This is a genomic window from Chryseobacterium gambrini (genome assembly GCF_027920505.1).
GTDB lineage: Bacteria > Bacteroidota > Bacteroidia > Flavobacteriales > Weeksellaceae > Chryseobacterium > Chryseobacterium gambrini.
In genome coordinates, this window is sequence record NZ_CP115857.1 from 328,877 (window position 1) to 343,046 (window position 14,170).

Annotated in this window: 14 protein-coding genes; 9 read left to right on the forward strand and 5 right to left on the reverse strand. The window is 34.8% G+C overall.

Annotated features, from left to right (window positions below; all coding sequences use genetic code 11):
- Positions 1-21 precede the first annotated feature (21 nt).
- The 3 genes from PFY09_RS01380 to chrP all read right to left on the reverse strand — a co-directional run bounded on the left by PFY09_RS01380 (position 22) and on the right by chrP (position 3,923).
- Positions 22-1,863, reverse strand: a complete 1,842-nt coding sequence (locus PFY09_RS01380; protein ID WP_271161157.1) for an alpha-L-fucosidase — start codon at positions 1,861-1,863, stop codon at positions 22-24.
- A 296-nt stretch (positions 1,864-2,159) separates the two neighbouring features.
- Positions 2,160-2,810 (reverse strand): ribulose-phosphate 3-epimerase, encoded by a 651-nt coding sequence (gene rpe / locus PFY09_RS01385; RefSeq protein ID WP_076390423.1) that lies wholly within the window; start codon positions 2,808-2,810, stop codon positions 2,160-2,162.
- Between the two features lie 39 nt (positions 2,811-2,849).
- A complete protein-coding gene (chrP, locus tag PFY09_RS01390; RefSeq protein ID WP_256040689.1) occupies positions 2,850-3,923 on the reverse strand; it encodes a chryseobasin maturation metalloprotease ChrP in 1,074 nt (357 codons plus the stop codon).
- Positions 3,924-3,974: 51 nt separating this feature from the next.
- Between chrP and PFY09_RS01395 the strand changes: the two genes are divergently transcribed.
- Positions 3,975-4,679 (forward strand): DUF4294 domain-containing protein, encoded by a 705-nt coding sequence (locus PFY09_RS01395; RefSeq protein WP_271161158.1) that lies wholly within the window; start codon positions 3,975-3,977, stop codon positions 4,677-4,679.
- 30 nt (positions 4,680-4,709) lie between these two features.
- On the opposite strand, the gene PFY09_RS01400 is transcribed toward PFY09_RS01395, so the two are convergent.
- Together PFY09_RS01400 and mnmD are read right to left on the reverse strand one after the other, a co-directional pair.
- Positions 4,710-5,126, reverse strand: a complete 417-nt coding sequence (locus tag PFY09_RS01400; RefSeq protein ID WP_076390420.1) for an NUDIX domain-containing protein — start codon at positions 5,124-5,126, stop codon at positions 4,710-4,712.
- 195 nt (positions 5,127-5,321) lie between these two features.
- Positions 5,322-5,996 (reverse strand): tRNA (5-methylaminomethyl-2-thiouridine)(34)-methyltransferase MnmD, encoded by a 675-nt coding sequence (gene mnmD, locus PFY09_RS01405; protein ID WP_271161159.1) that lies wholly within the window; start codon positions 5,994-5,996, stop codon positions 5,322-5,324.
- An 84-nt stretch (positions 5,997-6,080) separates the two neighbouring features.
- Between mnmD and PFY09_RS01410 the strand changes: the two genes are divergently transcribed.
- The 8 genes from PFY09_RS01410 (at position 6,081) to PFY09_RS01445 (ending at position 14,144) form a co-directional block, all read left to right on the forward strand.
- Positions 6,081-7,151 carry a branched-chain amino acid aminotransferase gene (locus tag PFY09_RS01410; RefSeq protein ID WP_108408762.1) on the forward strand — a complete coding sequence of 357 codons (1,071 nt, stop codon included), beginning with the start codon at positions 6,081-6,083 and terminating at the stop codon, positions 7,149-7,151.
- A 1,429-nt stretch (positions 7,152-8,580) separates the two neighbouring features.
- On the forward strand, positions 8,581-9,090 hold the full coding sequence (locus PFY09_RS01415) for an FKBP-type peptidyl-prolyl cis-trans isomerase (protein ID WP_185204388.1): 510 nt from the start codon (positions 8,581-8,583) through the stop codon (positions 9,088-9,090).
- 81 nt (positions 9,091-9,171) lie between these two features.
- Positions 9,172-10,209, forward strand: coding sequence for a peptidylprolyl isomerase (locus tag PFY09_RS01420; protein WP_228423085.1), 1,038 nt, complete (start codon positions 9,172-9,174; stop codon positions 10,207-10,209).
- Positions 10,210-10,361: 152 nt separating this feature from the next.
- Positions 10,362-10,937: a hypothetical protein gene (locus PFY09_RS01425; RefSeq protein ID WP_271161160.1), complete on the forward strand. Its 576-nt coding sequence runs from the start codon at positions 10,362-10,364 to the stop codon at positions 10,935-10,937.
- 172 nt (positions 10,938-11,109) lie between these two features.
- Positions 11,110-11,430, forward strand: coding sequence for a hypothetical protein (locus PFY09_RS01430; protein ID WP_271161161.1), 321 nt, complete (start codon positions 11,110-11,112; stop codon positions 11,428-11,430).
- Positions 11,427-12,617: a nucleoside 2-deoxyribosyltransferase gene (locus PFY09_RS01435; protein WP_271161162.1), complete on the forward strand. Its 1,191-nt coding sequence runs from the start codon at positions 11,427-11,429 to the stop codon at positions 12,615-12,617. Before PFY09_RS01430 ends, PFY09_RS01435 begins: the two co-directional genes overlap by 4 nt.
- On the forward strand, positions 12,605-13,204 hold the full coding sequence (locus PFY09_RS01440) for a 7-cyano-7-deazaguanine synthase (RefSeq protein WP_271161163.1): 600 nt from the start codon (positions 12,605-12,607) through the stop codon (positions 13,202-13,204). The genes PFY09_RS01435 and PFY09_RS01440 overlap by 13 nt, the downstream gene beginning before the upstream one ends.
- A gap of 10 nt (positions 13,205-13,214) precedes the next feature.
- Positions 13,215-14,144: a 5'-nucleotidase gene (locus tag PFY09_RS01445; protein WP_271161164.1), complete on the forward strand. Its 930-nt coding sequence runs from the start codon at positions 13,215-13,217 to the stop codon at positions 14,142-14,144.
- Positions 14,145-14,170: the final 26 nt, after the last annotated feature.

The following is a 14,170-nucleotide window of genomic DNA, read 5'->3' on the forward strand; positions in this document are numbered from 1 at the left end:
ACTTTCTTCGGATTTTGTTTTTTACAGATTACTTTCAATTGCGCCAACTTTTTCACGGTATAATTCGAGCGGTTTATCAAGAAGAACCGCAATAACTGTTAGGTTTTTATCCAGTTTTTCTTTGGGTACATCAATATAAATAATTCCCGGAACCTTACTCCAGTAAAGCTTATTGTATATTTCATGGCTTAATAAAGTTCCTTCACCCACGATACGGATTCGGGCAATTTCGTTTTTAATACCTTTTAAAGCGATCGGTCCGGTTGGAATTCCTTCCACAAAAAGATAAAGGGTCTGTCTGTCTTTGGAAAGTCCGGAGTTTCCTGAAAAATGACCTTCTGGAAGCCCTTTTTCGGTTTCATAAAGTGCTTCTGAATGTTTGCTGATCCAGTTTAGAATTTCGGGATTGGTTTTGCCGGTTTTGGGAAGTTTTATTTCCATTCCGTCCTCTGTTAAACCTGAATTTTTGAAGATGTTGTTTCCCGAATGAAGCTGTTCTGCAATTTCATAGACTGCTAGTTTCGTATTTTTATTTTCTAAAGATTCAGGAAGAGATAAATTGGGCTTATCATTTTGTACTTTGATCATAGGTTCGTCAATTGATATTTCAACAACAGTTACGTCCTGATCAAATTTTACATGGGAAAAATTGAAAGTGAAATCTCCATTACCTTTACTTTTAATATCAATCTTCGCTTTATCGTCATCAAGAATTCTGGCAGAAATAGTATTGGTCATTAAACCGTATATTTTTACAAAGTCTTTGGCTTCTTCGAGATAGAGAAATATTTTTTTCCGGTCTTTAGAAAATGCAGATTTTCCTTTGTAATTGTCGAATGGCAAACCTCGTGTTGTTTCATAAATGGCTTCGGAATTTTTTGTTGTCCATCTTGCCAAATTCTTTAAAATTTCAACCTGCTGTTCCGGAATGGTTCCGTCTTCTTTCGGAGCGATATCCAACAGTAGATTTCCGCCCATATTAATTACATCCGCCAAAGTTCTTACAATCATATTCGGAGTTTTATAATGATTGTCGAAAGGCTGAAATCCCCATGAATCATTCATGGTGTAGCAAAGTTCCCAGTAATTGCTTTGAGGTTTTATCACAGGAATTCCCTGTTCCGGAGTTTCGTAGTCCCCATGATTTTTCAGTCTGGAATTAACGATAATGTCCGGATTGAATTTTTTCAGATTTTCCAGAGTTTTTGGAGCGCGCCATTCTTCTGATGAGTGTTCCCAATCTCCGTCGAACCACAGAAGATCAGGTTTCAATTGTGAAGAAAGTTCATTTAATTGATTCTGATAATAGGTGACAAAATTTTCCCAGCGTTTCGGATCATTTTTAATTTCGTAACGTTTTTTTGTCCGGGTATTGATGTCGTAATAAGGATGACTCCAGTCGGGAAGGGAATAGTAAAGTCCGGTTTTCAGTCCGGAATTTTTTAATGCAGAGATAAACGGAGAAAGTACGTCTTTTTGGGCTAAGGAATTTTTAGGAATGGTGGTCGATTTTTCAGCTTTTGAATCCCAAAGTGCGACGCCATCATGATGTTTTGAGGTAATCACGGCATATTTTGCGCCGGAATTTTTAATCAGTTTTACCCATTCATCAGGTTTGTATTTTGCAGCCGAAAAACCATTGAGCTGTTTCATGTAATTTTCATGGCTGATGTAATTATTGAAAAAAGCCCATGATTCCGGAATTCCGTTTACAGAATAAATTCCCCAATGAATAAAAATTCCGAGTTTGGCATCCTGAAACCATTCCATTTTTTGATTTTCCTGTGACTGATTCTGCGCAGGATATTTTCCTGAAGATAAAACCAGACCTAAAGACAATATGCCGATTAATTTCCCTTTCACGTTTTTTCTTTTTATGATCTAAAAATACTTAAAAAGAACTTTATAGAGCTCCAGTATTTATTATTGAATGATTTAAACCTTCCTGTTTTTCGGGGTTAGGTAAAAATACCGAGATTAAAATTCCGTGTTTTTACGGATGTTTTTGTCCTCATTTATTGCCATCTTTACATCAGCATTAGAGAAGGAAAATTTAAGCATTAAACTCTTCAAAAACTAATAACCATTAAAGGCTCAGATTTTCATTAAGAAGAAAGGCAACTCAACGGAGTTGCCTTTTTGTTTGTATTTAAATGAAATTAAATTTTCAGTAATTCGATCGTTCTTTCCGGATTTTCTGCTGAGAAAACTGCATTTCCTGCAACCAGAACATCGGCTCCGGCTTCGAAAAGTTTAGAAGCGTTGTCGATATTTACACCACCGTCAATTTCAATTAATGCTGTTGAATTGTTGCTTAAGATCAGGTCTTTCGTTTCAGCAATCTTCTTGTAAGTATTTTCGATGAATTTCTGTCCTCCGAATCCCGGATTTACACTCATCAGCAAAACAAGATCTACGTCTGCAATAATATCTTCCAGCATCAGAACCGGAGTGGAAGGATTTAAAACAACACCGGCTTTTGCACCCAGACTCTGAATATGATGAATCGTTCTGTGAAGGTGAGTACACGCTTCGTAATGTACCGATACAAGATCTGCTCCGTGATTAATGAATTCTTCCACATATTTTTCAGGTTCTACAATCATCAGATGCACATCTACAAATTTTTTGGCGTGCTGCTGAACGGTTTTCATTACCGGAAATCCGAACGAAATATTCGGAACAAATCTTCCGTCCATTACATCTACGTGAAACCAGTCTGCCTGAGAATTGTTCAGCATTTCGATGTCTCTTTGCAGATTCCCGAAGTCTGCGGATAAAAGGGATGGAGCAATAAGCTTCGTTTTCATTTTTACTTTTTACTTTTAACTTGTCTCTTTTTACTTCTGTTAATGATACTTCAGTTTCATTTCCGGCTGAATTCTCAGAAGTGTTTCGTAGATCAGTTGGATCACATTTCCTACGTCTTCTTTGGAAACCATTTCCACTGTGGTATGCATATAACGCAAAGGTAAAGAAATTAATGCACTCGGAACGCCGCCGTTAGAATGCGCGAAAGCGTCGGTGTCTGTTCCGGTTGCGCGGCTTGCTGCTGCTCTCTGGAAAGGAATTTTCTTCGTTTTTGCGGTGTCGATAATCAATTCTCTGATGGTGTGATGAATGCTTGGTGCGAAGAAAACCACCGGTCCGTCTCCACATTTCTGGTCGCCTTCTTTTTTCTTTTCGATCATCGGAGTGGTGGTATCGTGCGTAACGTCTGTAACGATGGCAATGTTGGGTTTAATGGTGTCTGCAATCATATCTGCTCCATATAAACCTACTTCTTCCTGAACAGAATTGGTAATATACAATCCGAACGGAATTGTTTTTTTATTTTCCTTTAAAAGTCTTGCCACTTCAGCAATCATAAAACCACCGATTCTGTTGTCTAAAGCTCTGCAAACGAAATAACGGTCATTCATTTCGAAGAATTCATCGGGGTAGGTAATCATGCATCCTACATAAATTCCCATTTCTTCCACTTCTTTTTTGGAAGTTGCACCACAATCGATGAAGATGTTTTCAATTTTTGGAGTAGGCTCATTCTGGTTGACTCTTGTGTGGATTGCAGGCCATCCGAAAACGCCTTTTACAATTCCGTTTTCACCGTGAATATGGACCACTTTGGACGGAGCGATTGTCTGATCAGAACCTCCGTTTCGGATCACGTAGATCAATCCGTCGTCTGTAATATAATTTACATACCAAGAAATTTCATCTGCATGTGCTTCAATCACTACTTTAAATTCCGCTTCAGGATTTATGATTCCGTAGCAGGTTCCGTAATGATCCACTTCAATTTTGTCTACATAAGGCTTAATGTAATCCATCCAGATCTTCTGTCCCTCGTGTTCGTAACCAGTCGGAGATGAAGTGTTTAAATATTTTTCTAAAAATTTTAAAGATTTCTTTTCAAATTTCATAAAAAGGAATGATTTTTGCGTTCAATTTTTGTTCTAATACGCGTAAAAATAATGAATTTTAGTAAGATTATTTGTCTTTTTCTCTTCTTTTTTGGAGTCAGTATTTCGGCTCAGAGGGATTCCGTCATTGCGAAACCTTTAAGTCAGTACCCTACGGAACTTTTGAAAACAGACGAATTCGGCAATAAATATTTCTATGATGAAAGGCAGAAAGCAAGAATCTATGAAATCAACGGGGAAACTGTGGTGGTAATGGATGAGCTTGTTTTGCTGAATAAACCGAAATTCAATAATCAGCTGGATCGGAACTATTATTATTTCTTAAATAAAAAGCTTTACAGAGTATATCCGTTGTTTTTAACCGCTTTACAGCAATACAGAGATATTCAGGGGGAAATGACGAATATGGACAGTAAGGCAAAACGAAAATACATAAGAGACCGACAGAATATTCTTGCCGATCAGTATGAAAAACAGCTCAGAGATCTTACGACAACAGAAGGACAGGTTTTTGCCAAACTGATGAACAGAGCAACCGGAAAAAATGTCTATGAAATCATTAAAGAATTAAGAGGAGGATGGAGTGCTTTCTGGTGGAATGTAAAAGGAAAAATGGCAGATATTGATCTTAAAGATCCTTACGATCCGCACAAAAACAGAACAGACGAATATCTGGAATCCCTGCTTCAATCTAATTGGAATTCAGGTTATCTTCAGCCTTATTCCGGAGCGAGCAGCTTTAAAGTCTACAAATAATAGCAATCATAAAAAATTCCTGTAAGATCGTTACAGGAATTTTTCTTTTAATTTATCAAAAACAATCTTGTCGATGGGCAACGGAAACGGATTGTCCGGTCTGTCGATCTCGATCCATTCTGTTTTTTCAATGCAGGGATCAAGAATCAGGAAATCGCCTTCGTTAATGATGTTTACAATATAATATATGGTAAGTAACTGCTCATTTTCTCTGAAACGCGAAACCAGAAAATCTTCCTGCGTATAAAAATGTTCAACAACTTCTATTTTTACATTCAGTTCTTCATCGAATTCTCGATGCAGACAATCTATTAATCCTTCTCCAAACTCCAGTCCGCCACCCGGAAATTTCATTAAAGGTTCACCTGCATATTCTTCAAATAAAGTAAGAACTTTTTTATCTTTTACTGCACAGGCGTAAACTCTAATGTTGATCTTATCTATCATATATAATAATTTGTTAAAGCTAATTTAAGGAAATTTGTCGGATGCCGGAAGACAGTATCTGGAAGTTTACGACTGATTTTAATTTTTTTTAAAGCTATTTCCCGCTTAATAAGGTATAAACTCAGAACTTTGCAGACCATAAAACACCCAGTAATAGACCTCCATCTTCCAGCCTTAAACTTCCATCTTCCTTCCTTACAACTTCACCGCGTTAATCATCTCTCTTTTTCCCGGAGGTCCCTGTTTTTTTTCAACATTAAAATTCAGTTCCTGAAGAATTCTTCTTACGCTTCCTTTCGAAGAGTAGGTTGTTAATAATCCGTTAACAGCCATTTTATCCGAAACCATTTCAAAAAGGGGCTTTTCCCAGAGATCGGGCTGTACTCTTGCGCCGAAACAATCGTAATATACCAGATTTATTGCGGGTAAATCGATATTCTTCAGATCAAAAAAATCACATTCTATCTTTTTTAAGTTGAAACCACTAATGATTTCTTCTGATTTTTCCCATTCTGCCAGATGAATTTTTTGATAAATATTTCTGAATTCGGAGTTATCGAAGAGTTCAAAATAGGCTAAATCGTTAATTTCCGATTCATTTATGGGGTATTTTTCAAGGGTAAAATAGTTGATGATATGATTTTTGTCAGTTTTTAAATATTCATTAATTGTTACCAAAACATTCAAACCTGTTCCAAAACCGAGTTCTAAAATATTAATTTCGTAATCATTTATCAGATTTAATCCATTTTTGATAAACACGTGTTCGGCTTCCTGTAATGCACCATGGTGTGAATGATAGTTTTCATTTAAATCATTGATAAACAGTGTTTTGCTGCCGTCTTTTGTGGTCTTAATTTCTCTTTTCAAGCTATTTTTTTACAAATTTACTCTAAAATTTTTATATTTAGAAAATTATGTTAAATTTGTAGAACCTCATAAAAAATTTTAGAAATGATAATTCAAAAAACTGAAAACTCAAGAATTTCTACATTCGACCCAAACAATTTTTCATTCGGAAATACTTTTATCGATCATATGATCATCTGTGAGTACGAAAACGGAAAATGGGGTGATGTAAAATTGGTTCCTTATGGTCCTTTGGCATTTACACCGGCAATGATGGGTGTAAATTACGGACAGGCTTGTTTTGAAGGCATGAAAGCCTATAAAGACAAAGACGGACAGGTTTTCCTTTTCAGGCCCGAAAAGAATTTTGAACGTATCAATAAGTCGGCAAAACGTCTTGCCATGCCGGAAATAACGGAAGAAATGTTTTTGGACGGACTGAAAGCATTGGTGGATATCGACAGAGAATGGATCCCTTCCGGTGAAGGTATGTCTTTGTACATCAGACCATTGATTTTCGCTACAGAAGAAGCATTGAAGGCGAGAGTTGCCAATAAATATATGTTCGCGATCGTTGCAACTCCTGCAAAGATGTATTATACAGAACCTGTTTCTGTAAAAATTTCAGACCATTATTCAAGAGCGGCAAGCGGTGGAGTAGGTTCTGCGAAAGCTGCCGGAAACTATGCGGCTTCTTTCTACCCGACTCAGTTGGCAATTGAAGAAGGATATGAGCAGATTATCTGGACGGATGATGCTACTCACGAATATTTCGAAGAAAGTGGTACGATGAACGTTTTCGTAAGAATCAACGATACCATTTATACACCTCCGACTTCCGAAAAAATCCTTGACGGAGTTACCAGAGACAGCTTTATTCAGTTGGCGAAGAAAAGAGGAATTGAAGTAAAAATAGAACCGATTAAAGTTCTGGATGTTGTGGAAGCTCAGAAAAACGGAACTTTAAAAGAAGTTTGGGGAGTAGGAACAGCGGTGGTTACTACCGTTTTTCAGGCTTTAGGTTACAAAGGAGAAAAGCTTGAATTGCCAAGATTATCAGACGAAGAAAGCTTCGCCGTTACTTTGAAAAATGACCTTGTGAATCTTCAGACAAACCTTTCAGACGATCCTTTCGGATGGAGAGTTTTAGTAGACCACGTATTGGAAACAGTTTAATTTTTTTAAACGTTAGATATTGTAAAGCCGGGAATTTTTTCCGGCTTTTTTTGTTACAAAGACTCTGTTGAGTGGAAAGGCTATTGACAATTCGCCGTTATTTCATTTTCATTTAGTATTCGCGGTGTCACTCTGAGCCTGCCGAAGAGTCTCTTATTCAAGATGTTTTATTCATAATTGTTTTTAAAATTCATATATTATACTTTGCTTAGATCCTTTCAGGATGACAATCTGCATGATTATCATCTCTCGCAGATTTTGCAAATTTAGCAGATGATTAAGTAGAAAAAATCCGCACAATCGGCTAAATCTGCGAGAAACCAAAAAATAAAATAACTTTCAGAACAATTGAAGGGTGATTTATTTGCAGTATGTTTGTCATGCTGAAAGCATCTGAACAAAGTTTTCAATGTATCGTTGAAAGCCTTGGATGACAAAAATGCAGTTAAAACATTTAAAAAAGGATAAACAATTTTACATTGAAAAAAATCTGCGTAATCTGCTAAATCTGCGGGAGATAATTCAAAAGATTCTTTATTTCATAATGCTTCGCAAAATTTCAATCAGAATGACATGGGATTGTTAAATATTTTGGGAGATAAAAAAAATTGTTAAAAATTATTCATTGTTTTGTCTTTCGTTTAGTATTCGCGGTGTCACTCTGAGCCTGTCGAAGAGCTTGTTTTCGAGCTTTTTATTTATAGATTGCTGTTCTTCTTTAATGTCCTCTGTTTAGATCCTTTCAGGATGACAATCTGCATGATTATCATCTCTCGCAGATTTTCCAAATTTAGCAGATGATTAAGCAGAAAAAATCCGCACAATCTGCGAGAAACCAAAAAGTAAAATAGCTTTCAGAACAATTGAAGGGTGATTTATTTGCAGTATGTTTGTCATGCTGAAAGCATCTGAACAAAGTTGTCAATGTATCGTTGAAAGCCTTTCAGGATGACAAAAATGCAGTTAAAACATTTAAAAAAGGATAAACAATTTTACATTGAAAAAAATCTGCGTAATCTGCATAATCTGCGGTAGATAATTTAAAAGATTCTTCATTCCATATTGCTTCGCAAAATTTCAATCAGAATGACATGATTCGTTAAAGTTTTTAATAAAATAACAAGCTGTACTTGTTTAGCTATTGTAAGGAATGTCTGCAATCCTAGCCGGGATTGGAGCAATTGTCTGAGCTCATTTTCTTAGTTTACGGCGCGGCGAAGCCGCGCCGTAAACTAAAGAAATAGCGAGTGCGGAAAGCGCGATAAAGCTCCTGAAAAATAAAAATCCTTTCAAAAGCAGTGGAAATTTACATCATAATCCTTCGATTGTTTCACACTCAGGAAGACAACGAGATTGTCACAGTTTTTAATTCAATAAGTTCCTGAAGTTTTGTAATTGATTCCCGAAATGTGTATTTTCGCAAAAGTTTATGAAAAAAATACTCTTCATATCGATACTGGGTTTACTGAGCTGCAGCAAAAATGCGCAGACTCATCCTCCCGTTGGCGGCGTTCTCAGCAAGAACGATCTGGATGTTTCCAAAAACAGGATGAAAAATCTGAATGCACAGGAAAGATACCATATTCAGGAATGGATTGGCAATCAGCCGGTAAAATTTTATCCTACGCAGCTTAATTACTGGACGAATACGGAAGGTTTTGACCAAAGGCAGAGAAGACAGGACAATACGCTGATTTCCTATTCTTACGACCTGTACGACTTCGATCAGACGAAAATCTACGATCAGCCGATCGCAAGAAGAGATGCCAAATTCGGTCATTTTGATGAGCTGAAAGCGGTAGAAGATGCTTTGCGTTTTATACACGACGGTGAAGAAGTAACGCTTCTGGTTCCGTCTGCACTGGCGTATGGAACGTACGGAGATGAGAAGAAAATAGATAATGACATCCCATTAATCATAAAATTAAAAGCATTATAATCCATGAAATTGTTTAACAAGAATATAATTCTGGCGGCGGCAAGTGTTTCGCTGATGAGTTGTACACCAATTTATAAAAAAATGAACGTAGACAAAGAAACTTACGAAGGTCTTAATGACGGACTTTATGCGAATCTTCAGACGACAAAAGGTAATTTGATCGTAAAATTCGAGGATAAAAAAGCACCGGTAACTGTGGCTAATTTTATTGGTCTTGCAGAAGGAAAAATCGATAACAAAGCGAAAGCGAAAGGCGTTCCTTATTACGACGGAACGATTTTCCACAGAGTGATTAAAGATTTCATGATTCAGGGAGGAGATCCTCAGGGAACTGGAATGGGAGATCCGGGATATAAATTCGAGGACGAAAGAAACGATCTTAAGCATACCGGAAAAGGAGTGCTTTCTATGGCGAATTCGGGGCCGAATACTAATGGTTCTCAGTTCTTCATCACGGAAGTGGCTACACCTTGGTTAGACGGAAGACACACGATCTTCGGGAAAGTGGTAAAAGGAGAGGATGTAATCGATGCGATTGCGAATGTAGAAAAAGGAGCGCAGGATAAGCCTAAAACAGACATCGTTTTGGAAAAAGTTTCCGTTTTCAGCAAAGGAGACGAGTACAAAAACTACGATGCAGCAAAAACCTTCACGGAAGGAAAAGCTAAAATTGCAGAAAACAACAAAGCGTTTTTAGCAAAAGAAGAAGCTGAAAAAGCTAAAAAAGAAGCCGAATTCAAAGCCAATCAGGAGAAAATGGTTGAAGATCTGAAAGCCGGAATGCAGAAAACAGAATCCGGTCTTTACTATAAAATCACGAAAACAACAGAAGGAAAGGCTCCGAAAGCAGGGGATAACGTTTCTGTACACTATGCAGGAAAACTTGTAGACGGATCGGAATTCGATTCTTCTTTCAAAAGAAATGAGCCGATTGAAATTCCTATCGGAATGGGAAGAGTAATTAAAGGCTGGGACGAAGGAATCCTTTTGTTAAAAGAAGGTGAAACGGCTACTTTACTGATTCCGCCGGCAATGGGTTACGGAGAAAGAGGAGCAGGAGGAGTAATTCCGCCAAATGCATGGCTGATCTTCGATGTTGAGCTTGTAAAAGTAAAATAATCTGAATCTTACAATATTTGAAAGCCGTCCGAAAGGATGGCTTTTTTCGTTGCCGTTTGTTTGTAACGATTCGTCGCACTTCTGCGACAGATTTAAGAAAAGAAGAAACAATCGTCTTCTTTGAAAATCGTAACAACTGTCTATTTAAAATTATGAAAATCAAATCATTCCTGTTTCTGTTCATGTTCCTGTCGTTGATGTCTTTTGCTCAGACCAAGGCAAATCCGGAAGATGCAGCTATTAAACAATCATTGTCGTATTTCGTGAATACCATTAAAACAAAGAAAATCGATCAGTCGGTGAACTGCATTTATCCGAAATTTTTCACGGTGATTCCGAAAGATCAGATGACGCAGATTCTGAACATTACCTACAACAATCCGTTTATGAAGATTGAAGTCCAGGATTTTAAGTTTGGGAATATTGAAAAGCCGGAACAGATTGACAAAGAATATTTCTCCATCGTCAATTATTTTCTCAAGCTGAAATGCAATGTCGGTTCCCTGAATGAAGACATGAAAAAGAAAATCCATGCGATGCTGATTCAGAAATATGGGAAAAACAATGTACAGTATGCTGCAAAGGAAAATTCTTACCTCATCAACGCCAATATGAAAGCGTGTGCGGTTTCCAAGGACAAAAAATACTGGAAGTTTGTGATCCTCGAAAATGAATACAAATCTCAGTTGGTAAAAGTGCTGCCGAAGAAGATTTTGGATAAAATTTAATTTTTTTGATTTTATTTATTGAAAACCATCCGAAAGGGTGGTTTTTCCGTAGAAATACGGAATAAAAATAGAGTTTTTTAGTGTAATTTTCTAAAATTAAATACGGTTTTCCGTAATTTATATATAAAATCAAAGCATACTTTTGAAAATTAAATAATAAAAAATAATAATTATGAGCGGAAGTAATAATGGCCCTTATGTACCACCTGAAAGGTCTAAATTTGATTGTAAAACAAGTCAAATTAGAACAAATATAGCCTCAATAGATTTATTAGTTTTAGCTAAATTGAGGATAGGAGAAATTTTAGAGATACAAGTTGTTGATGGAAAAGTTCTTGTTTATAATGCTAATGGAGAATTTGTTGGAGTTATAGTGCATCCAAATACTTTAGATTTAATAAAGTGTATTAAGGCTGGAAATAACTATAAAGCCACTGTAATTGGTATTCAAGCTCCTCAATGTACTATTTTAATTGAAGGTGACAATTTATGATTTCTGTAATTGGAGGAACCTATAAAGAGGTTAATTTAGATGATTTATCAAATAATATTTTTGGATCAGGATTAAGATGTGTCCACTTTCTGTTAGAAAATGAAACTGAAGTTAATTTTTATACAGCAGGAAATAATGAAGTGAAAGACTATTTAGATGTTTATAAAAATTCATATAATAATTTTTCATACGATTGTAAATTTACAAACGACTTTATAACATTTAAATATTATTTTGCTTTGGATAGTCCCAATGTTTATCCTAACTCTTCTAAAATAAGTAGATCTGAAATTATAAGTGTTGATGATAAAAATATTATTTGTTTTGGAATGTTAGAATCCAATTTTGAAATTAATGGAGATTATGTAATTTATGATCCCCAAACATCATCTAATCCATATAAATTTAGTGATTTTGGAAAAGCAAATAAGTTAATATATATTGTAAACTTTAACGAAGCAAAATCTATATCTCAAAAAGATGAGATTAGTAATATTGTCGATTTTTTCTTTAATGAAGAAAAAGTATTTGCTTTAATAATTAAAAATGGTCCACATGGGGCAAAACTCTTTACAAAAAAAGATAATGACGGTTATTTAATACCTTCTTATATTACACAAAACGTTTTTAAAATTGGCTCTGGAGATATTTTTACTACAAGTTTTTCTTATTATTTATTAGAAAAGAAATTTTCCTTGGAAAAATCGGCTTTTTTGGCTTCTAAAACAACTGCTTTATATTGTGATAAGCAAATTGTAAAAGTTAATAGTTTAGATAATTATATTTATGAAGAATTCAAAAATAATTTGAATAACAAACAAATATACTTAGCATCTCCGATATTTTCTTTATCAGATTTAGTACTTGTAGATAAGATAAGAGAAATATTTTTAGATTTTGGAGTAAAAGTTTTTTCTCCATTTCATGATATTGGTTTAAGTAATGACGAGGAAATTGCGAAAAAAGATTTAGAAGGTTTAAATCAATCCGATATAATTTTTAGTATTGTTGATGGATTAGACTCAGGTACTCTTATCGAATTAGGTTATGGAATGGCAAAAAATAAAAAAATAGTCTCTTATCACAGAACTAATGATGAAGGATCTTTAATTATGTTAAAGCCTTCAAATATAAAAGTCTTTAATAATTTAACTTCTGCAATATACAATACAATATGGAATTTGTAAAAAAAGCTGTTTTATTATCTGGAGGAATTGATTCTATATGTTTAACCTATGGAATTAAACCAAGTATTGCATATACGGTTGACTATGGTCAAATTGTTGCGGAAAGAGAAATATTTGTTTCAAAATATATATGTAAAACTTTAAATATTGAGCATAAGGTCATAAAAGTAAATTGCAAAAATTTAGGTTCAGGAGATCTTGTTAATCAACAGAGTCTTAATTTATCACCCTCTACTGAATGGTGGCCCTATAGAAATCAATTAATAATTACTTTATCATTAATGCAGGCAATTAAAGATAATGTGTCTGAATTGCATTTAGCATCCGTGAAGTCAGATAGTTTCCACACAGACGGCACAGATCAATTTTATCAGTTAATAAATAAATTATCGAGTTATCAAGAAGGAAATATTAAAGTTCTTTGTGAGACAATTAATTTTTATAGTCATGAATTAGCTGAGAAATATAAAGTACCATTAAATTTGTTAACGTTAGCACATTCATGTCATAAATCTAATATTGCTTGCGGTACTTGTTCAGGTTGTCTTAAACAACAGCGAGTAAGATTTGAACTAAATATTGAATAAAATTTTTTATATGCCATATCCGATTGATAGAAAATTAGTTGTTGGAGTTTCGTCGAATGCATTATTTAACCTTGAAGAAGAAGATGAAATTTTTTTGAATGAAGGAGTTGAAAAGTATAGACAATATCAAATTGAAAATAAGAATAAGTCGTTAAATGGTGGTATTGCAATGCCTTTTATAAAAAGATTTTTAAATATAAATAATGTTTATATTGAAGAATTACCAGTTGAAGTTGTTCTTCTCTCAAAAAATAGTCCCGAAACAGGCATTAGAATATTTAATGCAATAAAGGAACATAATCTGAGTATTTCTCGTGCTGCTTTTACATCGGGTAATTCTCCTTACAGATATATTCCAGCATATAACGTATCATTATTTTTGTCTACAAATGAAGGAGATGTTATTAATGCAATAAACTCAAACTACGGAGCAGGTAGAATACTTAAAACAAATATTAATGATGATGATGAAGATATGGAATTGAGAGTTGCATTCGACTTTGATGGGGTAATTGCTGATGATCAAGCTGAAAAAATATTCAAAGAAACAGATCAATTAGATTTATTTCATCAGCATGAACTAACTCATATTGAAGAACCTCATAACCCTGGACCTTTAGCCAGCTTTTTTAGAAAACTTTCTTTTTTTCAGCAACTTGAAACTAAAAAAGAAATTGAAGATAAGAATTATAAAAAGATTGTAAAAACAGCAATTGTGACAGCAAGAAATGCACCGTCTCATGAAAGAGCTATTAAAACATTACAAGATTGGGGAGTTACTGTTGATGAAATGTTTCTCTTAGGAGGTATAGAAAAAGCTAGAATTTTAGATATAATAAAACCACATCTATTTTTCGATGATCAAATATCACATTTAGATCCAAAGTTAGAAAATATACCGTTAGTACATATTCCATTTGGAGTTGCAAATAAAAAATAAATTTTAAAAAGTAAAACCCTTATTTT